The following is an 18,269-nucleotide window of genomic DNA, read 5'->3' on the forward strand; positions in this document are numbered from 1 at the left end:
GGTTAATGTTCAGCAGGATGCAGCAGCCTGCTCAGCGAAACCGGAGAAATACCGATATATGAGGCAATATGATATTGAGCGATACGCTGATGTAACCCGGGATATTTCAATAAAAACGCCTGATATCGCTCAATGGCTGGCAAATATAGCAGTTCCCTCTCACGCTCTTCCTTTCTCGTATACAGCCTTTCAACACTCACCCGAACAAACCGCTCCCACATATGACTTCTGTCCATCAACATTTGAAGTAGATCATACGGAATTTCAATCACGATAGAATCCTCCATCGCTTCAATCGAATAAGGAGAAGGCTGCCCGTTGATCATGCTTGCATAAGAAGTAGCAAAATCATCTTCCAACGTAAAAGCCACGTTGTACTCCCTTCCATCCGGTAACAAATAGAAGAGACGGAAGAGACCTGTTATGCAGAAATAGGCATGCTTCACTGGATCGCCAGCCTTGATCACGCATGTACCCACTTTTAATTGTTTAATCGTTGTTCCATCTTTAAAGGCTTGCCAATGATTTTGTTCAATTGGATATTTCGATATTTTGATTTTGAACGTGTCGTATGGGTTAGTTATTTTATCCATCTGTAAGTTACCTCTCTAGTAATGGAAGACTTGATAAAAAATTGTATCAGGAAACACTCAAGTTATAATGGAAATATAAGCGATGATGAGGGGAGAAACAATGAAAAAAATCACTTTTTTTGACTGGACCATCCATTTACAAGCGGACTTAACAGCGATTACCGATCATTATGAAAAGAAAATGGTCATTTTAGAGCCATCTGTTGAACTAAATAGCATCATCTGGATGGATGACAACAACGAGCTACAAATCAAACCTACTTGGGATTGTGTCATTTCAATTGATCCAACCAATAAATCACTGACAATCCGGCAAACAAAAGAAGTATTCGGAGATGTGTACGAATGAAAATAGGAGGAACTATGAAGAAAACCGCTTTTTATGATTGGACGATTCACTATCCTGACCATTTAACAGCAGTCAAAGATGATACAGAAAAGAAAATGGTTTTTCTAGAACAAACGGTTGAATTTAAAGGAATGATCCGTATTGATGAGAGTGACGAACTGCAAATAAAGCCGACATGGGATTGTGTCATTATTGTAAATGCAAAACAGATGTCTATGACAGTTCGTGATGCAGAAGACTTTGTAGGTTTACCATAAACATTAAAAAGAAAAGTCTCATTTGACACACGCAAACGAGACTTTTCTCAAATACTATTTCTTTGGAAAAACCGTCGTAAAGGTCGTTCCTTCTTTTTCATTGCTTTTTACTTCAATAGAAGCATTGTGGTACGACAGGACTTCTTGCACGATGGATAATCCAAGACCCATTCCCTCTTTATTTCGTGCCTGATCTACCCGGTAAAAGCGTTCAAATATTTTTTCTAATGTGTGTTGTTCTATGCCAATCCCCGTATCTCTAATCGTCACAACCGCTTTCGATTCATTTTCATTACAATGAATACTGATTTCCCCAAACTCTTTGTTGTACTTAATGGCATTGCCAATTAAATTCTCCCAAACATTGATCAACAAAGTCCGATCCGCATATACCGAAACAGGCTGTAGATCCAACTTAATTTCTAGACCTTTCTCTTCTATCCGCCATAGCATCGAATGGACCACTTGATGAAGCTGCTCATCCACCCTGACGATTTGTTTATTCGTTGGATATGTCCCTTGATCAATAGAGGTTAAAATGAGAAGTTGTTTCGTTAAGTTAGATAATCGCTTTGCTTCTGTTTGAATAATGTGGTTGTATTTTTTCCCTTCGCTTGATGAAATCTCCTCATTTAGTAATTCAGAATACCCTCGTATATTTAATAGTGGTGACTGAAAATCGTGCGAGACGTTATTCACAAATTTCTTCCTTGCTTGATCGGTATTCTCTAATTTCTGCTGCATCATCCGAAAACGATCAGAAAGCTGACCAATTTCATCTTTTCGATTGATCATTAATGGATACTGAAAATTATGGTTTGCCATCTCTTGCGTCGCACTCGTCAATTCTGAAAGAGATTGGGTGACCTTTCGAGACATGAATAAAATGCCAATGATACTGCTCACAAAAACGGCGAAGATAAATCCAAAAATAATCAGATGGAACTCTGTAAAGAAACTGATATTATTCGGGCGTAAAAATAAGCCCCATTCTTCCCCGTCAATTTCTATTTTCGTCCCCACTGTATTTTGTATATCATTTGCGAAATGACTCATGATTAAGTATGAATTTTTAAAGGATTTGATCCCGTTGTACGCTTTACCGCCTTCAAATAAGGCATGCATTTGGCCATTCCATTTTTTCGTTTTAAATGGTTCGCCAAACATCTTCATCTCCCCATCTTCTTTAACCAAAGCGATTTGGTACCCTAGATCGCTCATGGTTTGCAAAAAATCAGAAGAGGCCCGCAAGGTAATTTCATGTTCTTTGATTTGTTTAGATAACTGCTCGGCAATGGCTAAATATCGATCATTCATTTGCTCTTTGACAACATGATTGTAAATCAAGTTAGAACAAATAAATCCAATGAAGATACTAATCAAAACAATCAAACACGTATATAGCATAAAACGTTGTTGTAGTTTCATTCTTTTACCTCAAGTTGATAGCCGAAACCACGTATTGTGACAATTTCAACCGTCGCTTCCGCCCTTTTTAAACGTTCTCGTATGCGGTTAATATGCGTGTTTAATGTGAATTCGGGTTGATCTAACGTATCCCCCCAAATGTCATCAATTAAATCCCAGCGGCTTACATTGCGGTTTGCCCGCTGCAGCAGATAATACAGAATTTCTAATTCCCGCATGGGCCAGATATATTGCTGATTCGCAATCGTTAATTCCCAACGGTTCGTATCAATTTGAACATTTCCCGCAGTCGTTATAGCTTCTATAGATTTACGATATCGTCGTAAAATCGCATTTACACGAAATAGCAGTTCTTTCGTTTCAAATGGTTTGACGATATAATCATCAATCCCTTGTTCAAATCCTTGTTGCTTATCTTCAATCTGCCCTTTCGCTGTCAGCATAATGACAGGCAGTTCATATTGTTTCGTCACAATGTTCGCCAGCTGAAAGCCATCCATCCCAGGCATCATCACATCAATAATCATGAGATCAAATGACTGTTGTTGCAAAAAAGCAAGCGCTGCCTCAGCATTGCTTGCTTTTGTCACTTGGTACCCCGCCTGCTCTAAATGGATGGACACTAATTGCAAAATGGCTTCATCATCATCCACAACCAATACATGCAATTATCCTTCCTCCTTTATTTCCTTAGCTTTGTCTTTTTCAAAGAATAATATGAGTGCCGGCAGCAACATTCCTCGCACGAAAAATGTATCGATGATAATCCCAATAGCGACAATAAATCCAAAGATAAATAAATCCGTAATCGGCATGGTCATTAATGCGGCAAATGTTGCAGCAAGAGTGATCCCCGCTGAAGAAATCACCCCGCCTGTATTTCGTATCGCTACTTCTAATGCAGCTTTGACGTGTAACGTTTGGCGTTCTTCTAAGAAACGGCTCACAAGGATGATGTTATAATCAATTCCTAATGCCACGAGAAAGATAAAGGCATACACAGGGGCGCGAGTTGAAATCGCATCATATCCAAATAACACATCGACTAAGAAAATACCTAAGCCTAATGCAGACACAAATGAGATTAAAATCGTCGCCATCATATAAATCGACATTTTCATGGAACGTGTCAAAACGAGTAACAAGATCAGAATGAGTAATGTTTCCAGTAATACGATCTTTTTAATATCGGATTGATTCACTTGTCGCTCATCCACTAATTTAGCTGTTGTGCCAGCAAAAGATAACTGAACCTTTTGACCATCTGATAATCGATAGGTGGCTTGATTTGTACGGAAATCTCCTAAAAATTCAATAGCCTCTATACTGTATGGATTCACTTTTAATGATATCGTCATTTTGCCATGCTCTCCATCTTTGGTTACCCCCGAAGGACGAGCCGATCCTATCTCTTCATTTTCTGAGAATTGGGCGGAGATTTCTTGTAAATGTTCCTGAGTTAGCTTTTGACCAGTCACAAGTACTGTTGTCTGGGCTAGATCACCTTTATTAAATTTTTCCTCAACGATTTCAAATGCAACACGAGAAGGTAAATCCTTCGGGAAATTTTTTACCGAGTTAAATTCATAATGTAAATTAAAAATATTCGCACCTGTCACAAGTAAAAACAGTAAGACCGCACCACCAATTGATCCTGGTTTTCGAACCACGAATTTGGCAAGAGGTCCCCAAATGCCATGTTTTGCTTCTTTTGCTTCACCATATGTCGGTACTTTCGGCCAAAATGCTTTGCGGCCAAATAATGCAAACAAGGCTGGAATCAGTGTGACAGAAGCCAACATAATGACCACCATCGCAGCACCAAAGATTGGCGCAAAGTTTTGATAATCACGGAAATCCGCCACAAATAAAATGATCATAGCCGCAAATACTGTACCGCCAGCAAATAAGACCGGTTTGGCTGTTGAACGCATCGCTACTTTCATCGCTTCAAATTGATTTTCATGATGTTGTAACTCCTCACGATAACGAGAGAAAACAAACAATGAATAATCAATCACAGCAGCAAATAACAAAATGCTCATAATCGAGGTGGTTGAGTTATTGATTTCAAGTCCACCCACGCCAAGTAAAGCCACAACTTGATTCACCACTTGATAGACAATGACCGTTGCGAACAATGGAATGATCGCTAATAACGGAGAACGGTAAATGACGATCAATAAAACCAAAATGATTGCAACAGTAGCTAATAGCAGTTTCAAGTCGGCAGATTCAAACAGCTTCACCGTATCCCCCGCTATACCTGCTGGACCCGTAATATAAAAATCAGTATCTAGCCCTTTCGCTATGTTTGTACCGACATCCGTTGTCTCATCATTAATCTTTGCATAATCAGCATTGCCTAATCCCGCTTTCAAATTCATTGGCACAATCATGGTCGTTTCATCTTCTGATAAAAAAGCGGATAACGCTTGAGGAGGCAATGCGGACACATCGACAATTTCTTCAATTCCCTCAATCTTTGCCTCTTTGATTCCTTGAATGATCGTTTTTACATCTTGAATAACCAGCTTTCCATTAGGGTTATGGAACACATATAATCCCGGAGTCCCTTTATCATTTGGGAAATACTGATCTAACTTCTTTTGTGTCACGATGGACTGAGCATCACTAGGTAAAGATTGAAAATTGCTCACTTTATGATCGCCCAATTTAGGCCCAGCACTCAACCCGATCATGAAAACAAGCCAAATGATAACAGTCAGCCAAGCCCCTTTTTTTGTAGACATTTTATCAATAAATGATCTGAATCCTTTCATTGATGGTTCTCCTCCTTTTCTCACCGGTTCGAGTATATCGCCTGTATATAAACTTGATATAAACTCAGGGAAAAGGACGAGCCATGAAAATAAAAAAAGCAGAGGTTTATCCCTCTGCTAATCCTTCATAACCATTTACAAAATAAGCGATCGTCTCTAACTCATCTTCTTTTAGTTCTCTGTTCACATGTGTTTGATATTCACTCTTGATTCTCTCCTAATCTCCCCCATAAAGATCAGTGTAATTCGCCATCATCCAAAGCTTGTCTCTTTCCTGACGAAACTCCTCTTTTGTCCACGGTCTTTGGTGCGATGGAATATACGTCTCCGCATCAAAAGCATCTAATTCATCTATAAGACGCAAAATTTCTTTTACCGTATAATGTACTTTTTCTGCATACATTTTCGGATAAATGCAATCACCAAGAAACAGGATTTTTTCCTCTTTCACATACACAATCACTGAATCTGCAGCATGATCGCCCCCAACATGCTGCACAACACAAGTGCCCCCGCCAAGATCAATCTCCATCCGACGATCAAACGTCACATCCGGTAAAACGACCTGAATCTCTCGATGATTCTTATATTCTTCTTTTATCGCCTTCGCGCAAAATTCAATCTCCGTTCCTTCCCTCACCCGCTCATCAATCGCCTCATCTAACCAAGAAAACGGAAGAAGCTTCTCCATTTCCTTTCTGGTTTTTGCAGAAGCAATTGAAACCGCATGAGGCAGCGCCGGTAGACCAAAAATATGATCCCAATGCCAATGCGTAAGGACAACCATATCCGGCGTGGCGTTCTCTTGTTTTAAGGTCTTTTGGATGAAATAGTTCGCATGATCTTCCGAGTTACCAGCATCGATCATTAATGTTTTGTTATTGCCTACGACCATGCCTAGGATAGGGCGGTCGGTGAGTGATACTGGTGTGATGTAGGAGAAGGTTTTGCCTATTTTTTTGATTGTGTGCATGGTGTGCCTGCTTTCTAATATTCAGATTTTATTTTCGTAGTGCGAAGGTAAACCGAATCCTATTTCTTTAATAAGTATTTGGCTAACTTTCGATCTTCTTTATCCTTTGTCTTCACGGCAATATGTTCAATCAATTCCCTTGTGGCCGCTTGCTGCGCATACGAAGGAGGCCATTCCTTTAATACACTTAAAGCATGATACTGTAAATTTCCATCATTTGATCTAAGTGCAGCTTGAATCAATGGTAATCCTACACCGTCGTGTTCATATAAATCTTGCACAATATATTGTAGACAAGCCACTTCATCATCTGAGAGGTTTGATAACGATAAATGTGTTTCTGCAAATGTACAAAGCTCTCTAATATGCTGGTGATGATTTGTGTCCATCACAGCAAAGTATATTTCACTATTTGTCGGATCTTTCTCAAGTAAAGCAAATAGATGATCAATCACATCTAAACGATAAAAGAGAGCGATTTCAAGTGCTTGGGAGCTAAAACCCTGTTGTAACGAATCGGTTGCAAGCTTTGGCCATCTACTGTCATTGATAAACGGTTGAACAGCTTCCTGGATAGCCTTATAATCGTCCTGTTTCCATGAAGCATTCAATCGGTCTTCCCAAATCTCTTGTTCATCATTTAAAAACTCATTTATTTTCAATATTGGATAAAAGTCCTCAATTGTTTGGCAGTGCTTATGAGCATGGTGAATAAATCGGCAGAGAACTGAGCTTGCATTTGAATACTCATCGATTCCGTAGATAGAAACCTCATCTTCTAATAATGCTTGAATGATGAGACTCGCTCCATCGTATAATTCTTTGGAAATTTCATCTTCTGATAAAGCTGTTTCCAGATCACCATTAAGAGCACAAGTATAAGCTAAGTATTCATTCATGATTGTATTTTCGCAGCCCTTTGTTAGTAGCCATCGTTTTATTTCTGGTGTCGAGGCTTCCAATTGCTCAACAGCCGAAATCTTTCCCCATCCATCGACGGACTTTGCAAGACGCCAAACATGTTCGTTTCCTTGAATTGTGCCATTCTTCAATGCAAACACGACATAAGAAGTAAATTCTTCATGCATACCTATTGTGAATAAAAGCTCTTTGTATTTTTCACAGTTCGTACATCCCAGTATCATGACTGCAAATTTGACGACCTCCCGATGTGCCGCATGTTCAAGAAGCCATAACGCTTCTTGCTGTACACGGGATTCATCCCATTGTGTTTGCTGAAATCGTTCAATTAGCTCACTGTTGCGACTCGCCATATTGTTAGAAATGATTTTTTCATATGTTTTTTTTCTAGTTTCGTTTGTAGGATGATTCAGTTGTATTTCAAAAAGCTTCAATAGCTTCTTCACATAAAAAGGGGCAGGTCGTTCATCTACATAATAATCAGATAAACCGGGAGCCAATCGTGGTTCATTTTCGTCAAATAAATAATCTTCATCGGGTAAACGGTCGTCTACTATTTTATGATGTGATTGAATTTGTTGTTGAATAAAGGGAACGATTTTCTCTTTATGATCCCATGGTAGAAATTCTATCTTCATTGAATCATCTAAAACCGTTTCACGATCTACCTTCACCATACAACGAAATCGTACATACCCACCAAGTTTAACGGACACTTTGTGTTGCGTACCATCTTGAAGCTCCAATATCCCTGACAATTTTGAATATGGAATTATATGAGTCAATACACTTTTTCTTTGCTTTTTATCAATTGTCATACCATCAATGATCAGTTGCTCTTCTTTTATTTGGTTTGTAATTTCTATAGAATGCCCTTTATATTCAATTTTCCATGTTTTAGTTATTTCTTTTTCTACGTCTTTTATTACGTTACGTATTTCATGTTTAAAGTCAGCTTTGAAGCTCATGAAAGTCTCCTTTTTTCTATTTATCTATGCTAATCTGCGTGATGAATGCCTAAATTCTAAATAATAGGGTATGGAGGAATAAATAACTCTCCATACCCTTCTACTATATAACTTTGGCGGACACTAAACCTATAAAGTTCAGTACAAATTTTTATTATCCCTAGGGCTATTGCAAATCTCAATTAAACCATTCGATTCTCTTTTATGCAGTTTATTAAAAAAATTCATCAGGGAGAAATACACAGCATCTTCTTTTATTTACTCATTCCTAACTTCTTATTCTAATGACTATTCAGTTAGAGTATGAGATTGATTGCCTTTCATTGAAAACTCTAATCTTTTTATTCACTTCTATTGTTGTAGCCACATATATTCCTCCTTCAGTACTTACAATTCACTATCGGTATATCTTGATAACTACTGCCCCAAATCAGATCAATAATAAGGACTTATTTTCCAAATTAACTGTTAGGGGCTTGATAAATAATCTAATAAATTACTACTATCTTTATACATCCTATATTGGAGGAAGTTAGTTTTATTATATTATAAAATTAATAAAATATACTCTAAAAGCTATTTTTTACACTCATGTATCTCATCTTCCTATTTCTGAATTAAATAAAATTGTGGTTGAACCTTTTTTATGACTCAAAAGCAGTTCTATCTGGAGATACTCCTCTCTCTGATTAGACAAACTGCTAACCTTTGAGCAGCGGGATTATTCTAACCAAGTATAGATTCTATTTCTGAAACTTTTCTCGTCAATTTATTAAATTCAATTTTCCCCATACTATTTTCATTTGGACCAAATCTATATATGACTGCACCTTTACTTTTAAAATTCTTTTAGTAATAAGACGTATGAAGCCTCTTTATTCCTACTTTAATGGATACCAATTGACGACCAGATTCTACTGTCTTATTATGTGTCCTTTAATCATTTTAAAAAATTCCCTCAAACTTTGATTCAAATATTTCATGATTTAATAGTGCAATATCATTCTTATTATAAATTCCTTTTTGTAGCCTGTCCCATGCCTGTTTTCATAATAAGGATTAAAGCGTCCGACGCCACGCTCCATTCTTTTAACCCTTTCGCCCCAATTGATAAAAGCATTCCATCCGCTGCATTCATACTCGATTCCTGCTGTTCTTTAGAGATCTTATTCCCAAACATATCTCGACCTGTAATCGCTTCGCTGAAGCAACTGGTGGCGGTGAGGCCTTATATTAAGGCATCAAAGGACTTTTGCGATGTCTGGTAAATATCGACTGCTCTTACTGCGGCGGACGTGGCTTGAGTCGTTTTATAGACGGCTTTTCTGCCTTTGAAAATACGGGCCGTCCATCCGGCCTGCGGTGAGTTCTTCATCTGTGATCGGATCAACACCCGTTATAGCACGTTTTGCATCGTTCCCGCCATAATCAAGTGCTTTTTCATACCAAGGACAGTTGGCGAGTACTTCTTGTTGCTTTCTATCTTGCGAGCTTCTTCTTGATCTTTTTTGATTTTCAGATATTCAGAAGTTTGCTTCTCAATATCGCTTTTTGCCTAGTAGATTTCGCTATTTTGATACTCCTTCTTATCAAAATTCATAGGCAAAATGGATTTTCCGTCATTTGTCGCATTCATCATTTCTGCGTACAATGCCATTATAGCCTGCTGCTCTGTCTCTGACAAAGCATCTTCATCTTTTAAATTTTAATCAAGCTCTATTAAGCCTTTAACCATTTTCTTCCGACCTTCTTCGGCATCTGCGACTTTATCATCAAAGATTTGGCTATCAAATAACTCTAAAGAAATGAGATCATCAATGTCTTGAAAAATTTTTAAGTACCTATTTTTATCTATTAGAGGTGATTTTTAAAATGATGCTTATTCTGTTTAATATGATAGTTTTCTTGTATAATTGATTGATTAGGGAATCATGTGATGATTTTCAAACTGACTTGTTGTAACATTTGACTTTCTCTTATGAGGAAATTTCAGGGGAAATATTAGGAGTGTTAAGAATGTATTATATAAGTTTATTTTCTGGCGGAGGTATTGGAGACATAGGTTTTAGAAAAGCTGGGTTAAAACCTATCGTCTTAAATGAATTGGAGAATTATAGAGCACAAATTGCGAAGAGGAATTTTCCAGAAGCGAATGTTATTAAAGGGGACATAAAAGATAAGCTAAAAGAAATAGAGATTTTCACAAAAAATTTTTTAGAAACAAAAAATTCTGAGGAACTGTTTCTCATTTCCGCCACACCGCCATGCCAAGGAATGTCAAAAAACGGAATAGGTACTATATTAAAAGCAATGCGAGAAGGAAAAAGACCAAAAGTTGATGAAAGGAACTTACTTTTCACATATTCAATAGAACTGGTTGAGAAGTTAAAACCTCGATACTTCTTCTTTGAAAATGTAGATAGAATGTTAAACACTTATTATATTGATAATGATAAGAAACAAAAAATTTTGATGGTTGACTATTTTGAACAGAAAATGAGTTCCATTGGCTATAAAGGTGAGTTTAGAATAGTAAATTTCGCCGACTATGGATTGCCTCAAAATAGGAGACGTTTAGTAGGGCTATTTTCAAGAAAAGACCTACATTTAGATAAAAGTTTGCTTTTTCCAAAACAAACCCATTCATCTAACCCTAGTCTATTTGAGAAACAACATATTACACTTAGAGAAGCAATAGATTTTTTACCTAAATTAGATAGTAAGTCCGCTGAAAGTGCTCATTCTGATTATCATCCATTACATCAAGTACCTGTTTCTCGACCTGATTTATATTACTGGATTAGTAATACTAAAGAAGGGGACACAGCTTTTAATAATAACAAGTGTCCAATTTGCTCTTTTATCGCAAGTAAAGAAGATTTATACTGTCCTAAGTGTTCCCATCTTTTACCTAAACCAGTTGTTGAAAAAGACGGTATGTTAAGAATGATTAAAGGATATATATCTGCATATAAAAGAATGAAATTTGATGAGCCTGCTCCAACTATTACAACTAGGTCTGCATATGCAGGCTCAGATAATAATGTACATCCTGAACAAAATCGAGTTCTTTCAATATATGAAGTAGCTTTACTTCAAGGGATTTATCCTGAAGAGTTTAAATGGGGACCCATTGTGAAGACTTTACGAGGAAAAGAAGTAATTGAAGAAATAGGAAATATAACTCTTTTAAGAGACATTTTAGGCGAACCAGTTTCTCCTGTTTTTTCTAAGAAAGTTGCAGATCATTTACTTGAAATTAATAAAAAAGTATAAGATAGTATGATAAAACTGTAGGGATTCCTACAGTTTTATTTTGAAAATACTTGTATATTTTTTTTTGTATTCTTCACTATCAAGAATTGCTATCCAACCTTTTCCCATCTTTGCTTTACCTGAAGCCGCCATACCTGTTACTTTAGTGTTTCTACCTGTAATTCCAGATATCTTTCCCCAATCCGTAACATTAAGGTTATTCGCATAAAAGACTCCAGTTATTACAGGGTAATTAGCGTCACTTCCAGTGTCTATAAAATCCCATGTTATCCCCATTAATCTCTCCACCTCTTGATGATGCGCTTGCCAAGTAACTCCTTTTAAATGTTGAATTCTTGTGTCTCCAGCACCTAAATCACTACCTTGTTTAACGTTTCCTGCAGTACATTTCACTTCTAAACCAACAGGATAATGTTTTAATATTGATTCATCCCTTATACCGGCAGCTTCTTTAGGAACGATATCAGGATGCCCCTTTTCTATAGGATTAACTATCCCATCTGTTACATTTTCAATACCTTTACAAAACAAAGCTCCTATCATTCCGCTAGTAGCTTTAAAATCAATACTTTGAAAAACAGTATATGGCAAAGTTAACATAGTTGCATTTGTATGGTGAATCGCCTCCATTACTTCATTGACACCCATATTAAAACCACAATCTTCTTCAAACTGGAAAACTTTATTCTGCACTATATAAACAAAAGGGTCTGCTTTTGAGAAGCTTTCTTCACCTATTACCAAAGATGCTTTTAACACATTGGAAATTATTGACAATTCATTTTCCCTTGGTGAAATCTCACCAGACTCTATTCGAGCAATGGTTGACTGAGGAATTCCTGATTTTGACGCTAGTTCCAATTGACTTAACCCTAACTCTTTACGTCTTTTACGAATTTGAGAACTAATTGAACTTTCCAGTACCATAAATATTGCCCCCTTTATACTATTAGTATTCTATTACTATATATAGAAAGAATCAATTATGAACTTAAATTAATTCTCTCTGGTAAAATCTATTATTTCCCCTTGTTAATTCAACTGATTTTAAAACGACTAATTCCATAATTGAAGTGCTATTATGCAAAGAAATTGCTGAAAGTATTGATTGTGTAGTGAATCCTATCGAAAAAGGACACCCTGATGAGGCACTAGATGATATAGTAAATGAAACAAAACTAGAAAGTATCCTATAGTTTTAGAAGTCAAATTTACAATTGGAGGAGTTATTAAAAGTCGGCAGTACAAAAGTTACCTCTCTTAAAGAAGTAAAGTGACAAACTCATAACAGGGAAATAATAAGAGTTATTAGGTTTTATTTTGGTTGTATTCAATTAGAAGAGGATAATAACGTGTTTGCACAATTACTGCTGGGGTATTTTACTCCCCTAGCCTCAATCGGAAAAATTCGGGGAAAATAAGTGAAGATACAGGAAGAAATACGAAAGTTATCTCTATGTTAGCCTTCGGTAAGATAGAGAAAGCCCCTGTATGGTCAATATCCATGATAATGAACAATATTTAAATAATTACCAGAGTATTTTATTACTTAAGGTTGAGACCTTATTCATATCAGAAGAGAAACAGATAATTGAAGACATAGAGTTTCTGTTAAAAGAAAATATGTAGTAAGCAGCCATGCTCCTAAAGTATTGAGGGCATGGCTTTTTAAAACTTTTCTACAAAAACCTCATCTACTTATGATAAGGCTCCCCCCGAACAATCCGAAACGCCCGATAAACCTGCTCCACCAACACCAACCTCATCAACTGATGCGGAAACGTCATCCTCGAAAACGACAGCTTCTCATTCGCACGCTGCATCACAGCATCACTTAACCCAAGTGACCCACCTATGACAAAACACACCTTACTTTTTCCGTATGTTGCCAGCTTATCTATTGTATCGGCTAATTCTTCGGAAGTTTTCATTTTTCCTTCGATGGCGAGGGCGATGACGTGGGCGTCTGGGTTGATTTTGCTTAGGATGCGTTCTCCTTCTTTGTCTTTGATGATTTTCATGTCTTGATCACTAAGATTCTCGGGTGCTTTTTCGTCTGCGAGCTCAATGATCTCGATTTTTGCGTATGCCTGTAATCGTTTTGTGTATTCGGCTATGCCTTGCTTTAAATATTTCTCTTTTAGTTTTCCTACTGTGATAATTGATATATTCACAGGTCATCCCCACCTTAAGAACAAGTTATTCATATAAGTTATCAACAATTGTGGATAAAATTTGTGTATTTTGTGTCCGATCATTCGTTCCCCACTATATATATTGCAGGTTCATCGCACAATTCACAGGTTGTGGATAAGCTGTGTGTATGTTCGATTTTTCTGAATTCTGGCGGTGTTTCGTGATCATCTATGTACATGTCTAGTACGGTTTCTATATGTTCTGCACAAGCATAAAGTGATTTGTTCATAAGTTTCTAATTCCTCCAATATATTGTCTGGTTATTCACAAGTATTTCGCTCAATGTTCAATATAACCGATTTATTCACATGTTAATAGTCTTTTACCATTTTCCACACCTTTTATCCACAAACCAAATAAAAAAGCCTCCACTCCTGTGAAGGCTTCCTTCTATCAAAACGGATTGTAAAATCTCGTTCCTCTAACAAATGTAATTACTAGCGACACAATCAGTACCGCTCCAACAAAGATTAACGCCGCATAATCTGCTTTTTGAAAGTCTTTCGCTGTAAACCATGTACGCTTTTTATGCTTTCCAAACCCGCGCAATTCCATCGCATTGCTGATCGTTTCAATCCGCTCTAGGCTGGAGAAAATCAGCGGCATCACAATCGACAGCGCATTTTTAATCCGTTTTCCCAGTTTTTCATTCTTCGATAAATCAATGCCTCTTGCTTGCTGAGAAATGGCAATCGTTCGAAAATCACGCTGAATATCTGGGATGTAGCGCAGAGCAATCGCTACCGCATACGAAATCCGGTAGCTGACCCCGATTCTGCTGAGCGATGAGGCGAATTCACTTGGATTTGTTGTCACGATAAATAAAAGCGCCGCTGGCATCACGGTCACGTATTTCAGTGTAATGTTCAATTGATAGAAAAGCTGTTCAAGTGTGACATTGTACCAGCCTGCAATATGAAACAGCTCGTGCTTCGCTCCATAGATGGCGACACCTTGCTGAGGCGCAAAGACGTAAATGGCGATGTTATTGATGACAAGAAAAATCGCCAAGACAATCACTACGAAAGAGATATCACGAAATCGTACGTTTGATAGCTGAAAGAACACGATACTGGCAACTAGCATAAACACTAATACGCCTGTATCATATGTGAGCATCGCTGTGGATGACCAGAGGATAAAGCAAATGAGTTTGGTTGCCCCTGTCAGCCGATGAATTGGTGACGGGCGGTCGATATAGGACATCATGTCTACAGCCATGTCATTCGTTCCTTTCTGTCAACCTCAATGAAGCGATCCACGAGTTCATTTGGATTTGGCCAGTCTGCTTTCAGCGCCAGTTCATACAGCGATGTTTCCTTTAAGCTCGCCTTTTGGACAAGCAGCTGATCTGTCAGCACTTTGGCTGGTGTATCATCTGCGATTTTTTCTCCATCTGAAATGACGATGGTTCTTGTCGTGTATTCGAGCATCAAATGCATATCATGGGTGATCATCAAAATCGTGACGCCCTGCTGATTTAATTGCTCTAAAAACGTCATCATCTCTGTGTAATGTCTAAAATCTTGACCGGCCGTTGGCTCATCTAAAATGATGATTTCTGGCTCTAACACAAGAATGGATGCAATGGTGACACGCTTTTTCTGTCCAAAGCTGAGGGCTGAGATCGGCCAGTTTCGAAATGGATACAGCCCGCACACTTTTAAAACCCGCTCTACACGATCCTTGATGTCGTCTTCCTTTACGCCTCTTAAAACGAGCCCGAGGGCGACTTCATCAAAAATCATTTGTTTCGAAATCATTTGATTTGGGTTTTGCATGACGACACCGATTCGTTCGGAGCGCTGTTTGATGGTGTCTCCTGTGATGTCATTGCCATTTAAAAGGATTGTCCCTTTTGTTGGCTTTTCAAATGCGCAGAGCACCTTGGATAGTGTCGTCTTGCCTGCGCCATTGGCACCGGCGATGCTGATCATTTCTCCTTTTTTGACGGTAAAAGAGATGTTGCTCAGCGTGTTTGGTCTTGTCGGATAATCAAAGCTCAGCTCACGCACTTCTAGTAAATCCGGCGCTGCATTCTGCTCGACTGATGGCTCAGATGCTTCCATCCATTGTTCGATTTTCTCTTTTGCCTCGTCATTTAAGGTGAGATGCTGTAAATTAGCGATCTGATCTCCTGCTGCAATCGGAATGCCTGCATATTTCATCGCTCTCACATATAAAGGCTCACGTAAATATGCCGCTTCTAATACATTTGAGGCGAGCAATTCATCTGGTGTCATATCCGCTGCAATCGTGCCGTCATTGACAACGATGATGCGGTCGACATGGCGGAAGAGGACGTCTTCCAATCGATGTTCCACCATCACGACCGTTTTTTTCGTTTCTTTTTGCAGACGGTCAATGAGATCGATCACTTCTTTACCTGTTGCGGGATCAAGGCTTGCCAGTGGTTCATCAAACAGCAAAATGTCGACATCGTTGACAAGTACGCCTGCAATAGCGACACGTTGTTTTTGACCGCCTGACAGCTCATGCACGGATGATGCCAGTTTGCCGTCTACCTCTGTTAATTTTGCCGCTTTCTCGACACGTGTTTTCATTTCTTCGCGTGTGACTTGATCATTTTCTAGTGTGAACGCGATATCTTCTCCAACGGTCAGCCCGATAAATTGTCCATCAGGATCTTGCAGTACCGTTCCGACGAGCTGTGAAAGAGAGAAAATGTTCTCTTTCTCTGCATTTTTCCCGCCGATGTGAAGACTTCCTTCCATAGAACCTTTATAAGACGCAGGAACTAGCCCATTGATACAATGGGCTAGTGTGCTTTTTCCCGATCCAGACGGGCCTGCGATGAGGACTTTTTCTCCTTCATAGATGGTCAGGTTGATATCTTTCAATGTTGGTTCTGCCTGACTGCGATACTTGAATCCGAAATGTTCGAATTGAATCATCGGTTTCTTCATTTATGTGTTCCACCTTGCTTCATGATGTTTCTTTCGATAGACTGCCGCTTTTGCTTCTTGTTTTCGCATAAGCCGCAATGATGATGGTGCCTAGTACACCGACTGTGATGATGTTTGAGATTCCTGCTACGATGCCTTGAACAAACACTTTATTTGCAGGTTCTGCATAGATCACAATGTCGAGTACCGGCGCAATGACAAACCAGCCTAATGCTTGTGCGCCGGCTTGGACGGCGTTGAAGAGCGTGATTTTTTTCCAGCCAAAGTCGCCCTCTTCTACTTTTAAACGGTTCGAAATGAGGCCGATCAATAAACCAACAACACCCGAAACGATAATCCAGCTCCACCAAGGTCCAAATGTGGTGGCATCTTTAATGAGATGACCAATAAATCCAATCAATGCGCCTGCAACAGGACCAAATAGCACGGCCATTAACGCAAGGAACGCGTACGATGTTTCAATTTGTGTATTCGGAATCCCAGTTGGAATGGAGACGAAGCGTCCTAAAATGACAAAGACGGCTGCGCCAATTCCGATGGCAACGACAGTTTTCGTTGAAAGTTGTTTACCTGCCATGATGTTTCCTCCTCTTATTCATATATAATGCGCGGAGCTTTGCGAATCGAAAGGCGCCAGCCTGTGCCTGTACCGATGTTATAAGCCTTTGCAAATGACCCTTGATTGATCGCCACGCCTAAATGATCGAGTGAATTGACATATACGAGTGGTTCGCCTACCTTTAAATCGGCAAAAGATCGTCCATAGGTCATGATATTTTTATACACATTTTTTGGCCCGTTGGCAATGGTAACTTCTATTGCATCCCCATAATTGATTGAAAGCTGTTCAAATAACGTATGATGAATGTTTGTCCATAGGTTTCCGAACCGCACATCTAAAATATCAATCGTCCCTGTGATCACTTCTTCTTCCGCATAAGCTTGTACGACTGGAAGGTGAATAATGTCCTCTATATTCGCCTTTGGCCCGACCTCTTCAAAAGAAATCACACCTGAAGCAATTCTCGCGCCTGTATAGGCGTAAATGTCTCTACCATGGAATGTATGTGATTTTCCTGACTTCGGCAGACGATTGATGGTTTCATCTAAATACCGAGCCTCCACGATGCCAATATCCTGTGCGACATGCGTAAGTGTCCCATTATCAGGTGTGATGATGTAGTGTGAGCTTGTTGTTTTGACGACAAGGCTCTTTCGCTCTGATCCAACGCCTGGATCAACAACGGAGACAAATACCGTTTCTTCCGGCCAATATGTAACCGTCTGAAGCAAGCGATAAGAAGCTTCCCAAATGTCATATTGGGGAATGTTGTGAGTTAAATCAAAAATGCGGATGCCGCTGCTCACTGTATTGGCTACGCCGTACATTGCGCTGACCGCTCCATCATCAATACCGAAATCTGATTGCAAAACCAATGCATGTTCACTCATGTTAATCTCCCTTTCATTTGAAAAAATGGTTGTGGTGTTTCACGTGGAACATTTGAACATTTGTATGAAAAAAAGTGGACAATAAAAAATACCCCATCCTTATCTATGAATCATAAGGACGAGGTATTTGTCTCGTGGTACCACCT

General features: G+C 38.7%; 17 protein-coding genes, 1 pseudogene and 1 other annotated feature (1 of these 19 cut by a window edge). Of the genes and pseudogenes, 3 read left to right on the forward strand and 15 right to left on the reverse strand.

Going from position 1 to position 18,269, the window contains the following annotated elements; all coding sequences use genetic code 11:
• Window positions 1–2: 2 nt before the first annotated feature.
• Window positions 3–593 carry a Crp/Fnr family transcriptional regulator gene (locus tag MHH31_RS18685; RefSeq protein WP_342495116.1) on the reverse strand — a complete coding sequence of 197 codons (591 nt, stop codon included), beginning with the start codon at window positions 591–593 and terminating at the stop codon, window positions 3–5.
• 100 nt (window positions 594–693) lie between these two features.
• On the opposite strand from MHH31_RS18685, the gene MHH31_RS18690 reads away from it, so the two are divergent.
• Both MHH31_RS18690 and MHH31_RS18695 read left to right on the forward strand, forming a co-directional pair.
• The gene (locus tag MHH31_RS18690; protein ID WP_144680285.1) at window positions 694–942 is read left to right on the forward strand and encodes a hypothetical protein; all 249 of its coding nucleotides are present in this window, start codon (window positions 694–696) and stop codon (window positions 940–942) included.
• A 14-nt stretch (window positions 943–956) separates the two neighbouring features.
• Window positions 957–1,199, forward strand: a complete 243-nt coding sequence (locus tag MHH31_RS18695; RefSeq protein ID WP_039164832.1) for a hypothetical protein — start codon at window positions 957–959, stop codon at window positions 1,197–1,199.
• Window positions 1,200–1,253: 54 nt separating this feature from the next.
• Here MHH31_RS18695 and MHH31_RS18700 read toward each other — a convergent pair whose 3' ends face one another.
• The 7 genes and pseudogenes from MHH31_RS18700 to MHH31_RS18730 form a co-directional block, all read right to left on the reverse strand.
• Window positions 1,254–2,627, reverse strand: coding sequence for an ATP-binding protein (locus MHH31_RS18700; protein WP_342495117.1), 1,374 nt, complete (start codon window positions 2,625–2,627; stop codon window positions 1,254–1,256).
• A complete protein-coding gene (locus MHH31_RS18705) occupies window positions 2,624–3,295 on the reverse strand; it encodes a response regulator transcription factor (protein ID WP_159145278.1) in 672 nt (223 codons plus the stop codon). The genes MHH31_RS18700 and MHH31_RS18705 overlap by 4 nt, the downstream gene beginning before the upstream one ends.
• Window positions 3,296–5,410: an MMPL family transporter gene (locus MHH31_RS18710; protein WP_342495118.1), complete on the reverse strand. Its 2,115-nt coding sequence runs from the start codon at window positions 5,408–5,410 to the stop codon at window positions 3,296–3,298.
• Window positions 5,411–5,516: 106 nt separating this feature from the next.
• Window positions 5,517–6,383: pseudogene (locus MHH31_RS18715) on the reverse strand (MBL fold metallo-hydrolase).
• 59 nt (window positions 6,384–6,442) lie between these two features.
• On the reverse strand, window positions 6,443–8,272 hold the full coding sequence (locus tag MHH31_RS18720; RefSeq protein ID WP_342495119.1) for a hypothetical protein: 1,830 nt from the start codon (window positions 8,270–8,272) through the stop codon (window positions 6,443–6,445).
• A 1,009-nt stretch (window positions 8,273–9,281) separates the two neighbouring features.
• On the reverse strand, window positions 9,282–9,410 hold the full coding sequence (locus MHH31_RS18725; RefSeq protein WP_342495120.1) for a hypothetical protein: 129 nt from the start codon (window positions 9,408–9,410) through the stop codon (window positions 9,282–9,284).
• 172 nt (window positions 9,411–9,582) lie between these two features.
• The gene (locus MHH31_RS18730) at window positions 9,583–9,795 is read right to left on the reverse strand and encodes a pre-toxin TG domain-containing protein (protein WP_342495507.1); all 213 of its coding nucleotides are present in this window, start codon (window positions 9,793–9,795) and stop codon (window positions 9,583–9,585) included.
• Window positions 9,796–10,288: 493 nt separating this feature from the next.
• Between MHH31_RS18730 and MHH31_RS18735 the strand changes: the two genes are divergently transcribed.
• On the forward strand, window positions 10,289–11,548 hold the full coding sequence (locus MHH31_RS18735) for a DNA cytosine methyltransferase (RefSeq protein ID WP_342495121.1): 1,260 nt from the start codon (window positions 10,289–10,291) through the stop codon (window positions 11,546–11,548).
• Between the two features lie 27 nt (window positions 11,549–11,575).
• Here the strand turns inward: MHH31_RS18735 and MHH31_RS18740 are convergent, their stop codons facing one another.
• From MHH31_RS18740 to MHH31_RS18770, 7 genes are all read right to left on the reverse strand, one after another.
• Entirely contained in the window at window positions 11,576–12,475 is a 900-nt protein-coding gene (locus tag MHH31_RS18740; protein ID WP_342495122.1) for a helix-turn-helix transcriptional regulator, read from the reverse strand.
• A gap of 767 nt (window positions 12,476–13,242) precedes the next feature.
• Window positions 13,243–13,722 carry a 23S rRNA (pseudouridine(1915)-N(3))-methyltransferase RlmH gene (gene rlmH / locus MHH31_RS18745; protein ID WP_056766716.1) on the reverse strand — a complete coding sequence of 160 codons (480 nt, stop codon included), beginning with the start codon at window positions 13,720–13,722 and terminating at the stop codon, window positions 13,243–13,245.
• 80 nt (window positions 13,723–13,802) lie between these two features.
• Window positions 13,803–13,973 carry a CxxH/CxxC protein gene (locus MHH31_RS18750; protein ID WP_008360116.1) on the reverse strand — a complete coding sequence of 57 codons (171 nt, stop codon included), beginning with the start codon at window positions 13,971–13,973 and terminating at the stop codon, window positions 13,803–13,805.
• A 164-nt stretch (window positions 13,974–14,137) separates the two neighbouring features.
• Window positions 14,138–14,965 carry an energy-coupling factor transporter transmembrane component T gene (locus tag MHH31_RS18755; protein ID WP_342495123.1) on the reverse strand — a complete coding sequence of 276 codons (828 nt, stop codon included), beginning with the start codon at window positions 14,963–14,965 and terminating at the stop codon, window positions 14,138–14,140.
• Window positions 14,956–16,671 carry an ABC transporter ATP-binding protein gene (locus tag MHH31_RS18760; protein WP_342495124.1) on the reverse strand — a complete coding sequence of 572 codons (1,716 nt, stop codon included), beginning with the start codon at window positions 16,669–16,671 and terminating at the stop codon, window positions 14,956–14,958. The genes MHH31_RS18755 and MHH31_RS18760 overlap by 10 nt, the downstream gene beginning before the upstream one ends.
• Window positions 16,672–16,690: 19 nt before the next feature.
• Window positions 16,691–17,248 carry an ECF-type riboflavin transporter substrate-binding protein gene (locus MHH31_RS18765; RefSeq protein ID WP_041508071.1) on the reverse strand — a complete coding sequence of 186 codons (558 nt, stop codon included), beginning with the start codon at window positions 17,246–17,248 and terminating at the stop codon, window positions 16,691–16,693.
• Between the two features lie 14 nt (window positions 17,249–17,262).
• The gene (locus MHH31_RS18770; protein ID WP_007497378.1) at window positions 17,263–18,123 is read right to left on the reverse strand and encodes an S-adenosyl-l-methionine hydroxide adenosyltransferase family protein; all 861 of its coding nucleotides are present in this window, start codon (window positions 18,121–18,123) and stop codon (window positions 17,263–17,265) included.
• A gap of 111 nt (window positions 18,124–18,234) precedes the next feature.
• Window positions 18,235–18,269, reverse strand: a binding site (T-box leader); it runs 236 nt beyond the window's last position.

Source organism: Bacillus sp. FSL K6-1033 (assembly GCF_038630765.1).
Taxonomy (GTDB): domain Bacteria; phylum Bacillota; class Bacilli; order Bacillales; family Bacillaceae; genus Bacillus; species Bacillus altitudinis.